This window comes from Megasphaera sp. NM10, from assembly GCF_000417505.1.
In the GTDB taxonomy this organism is placed as follows: Bacteria; Bacillota; Negativicutes; order Veillonellales; family Megasphaeraceae; genus Megasphaera; species Megasphaera intestinihominis.
In genome coordinates, this window is sequence record NZ_APHY01000171.1 from 1 (window position 1) to 995 (window position 995).

General features: G+C 50.6%; 1 protein-coding gene. It reads right to left on the reverse strand.

Annotated features, from left to right (window positions below):
* Nucleotides 1–20: 20 nt before the first annotated feature.
* Nucleotides 21–884: an RNA-guided endonuclease InsQ/TnpB family protein gene (locus tag NM10_RS12905; RefSeq protein ID WP_239639751.1), complete on the reverse strand. Its 864-nt coding sequence runs from the start codon at nt 882–884 to the stop codon at nt 21–23.
* Nucleotides 885–995 lie beyond the last annotated feature (111 nt).

Here is a 995-nt window from a genome sequence, read left to right on the forward strand (position 1 = left end):
TCAAAGGCTGTCCAAAGCCCTTACACAGTCCCTTCGAAATCGAAGTTCTGCTTACTTTTACGAAGTATGTTGGCGGCTCCGTTGATATCGGCATTGGCCGTCCTTCCATCAGCAAAGCGGTACAGGCCGCGCCGGACTCGTTGTCCACTGAACGTTCCTGTATAGGGGGTATCCGGCTGGTAGACGGGAATGTCGTCTAAATCCAGGCAGCTGGCCTGAGAGGTATACGATTCTTCCTGTTCCAGATAGCTTATCCCGTAACGTTCACACAGGTATTTCAAGGTACTACGCAGATAGCTCAAATTGATTTGGGTGAAATGCTGATTCGTCACTTTACCCAGCTTTAGTCCTCGTTTGAAATCCCGGTTATAGCCGCAGACAAGGGTCCCTATCTGATGGTCAATGCAAAAATCGAGGATATAGCGGGCTGTCTTGCGAAGGATGTCCTGCATCCGGAAATTACGTTTCTGCGCTAACTGACAGAGCTGGTTCGTCGTCTTCTGGCCCTGCTTGACGGCAATGCTTTGGAGTCTGGCTTTGCGTTTGTTCCAATACTGGTTGATAGATTTGAGTTTACGGCCGTCCATGAGGAACGACGTCCCCGTATTGGTGACGCAGGCGGCCAGATTTTCCAGGCCCAAGTCGATAGCCAGGACACGGTCTGGCGAAGCTTTCACCGGCTCTGGGTCCTCTAGGTAACAATACTGAATCTTGAAATACCGTCCGCCATACATGGGACAGATGCGGACTTCTTGAATCGTCTTCTCCTTCAGCCTGTCGGGAACAGGAATCCGAATCCGATGGCCGTTATGGATTTTCGCATATTTCCGGCTCATCGGCACTGTCAGGAACCCATTCTTGATGTTGATAGCGTTCGTCGACAAGACGAGATGGAACCATCCCCCTTTTTCACGATAGTGCGGCAGGCGGACATCTTTCGACTGATAGTCACCTTACCTTGACTTTCGTGCAAAAGCCCAGAAAAAGGACCGAAA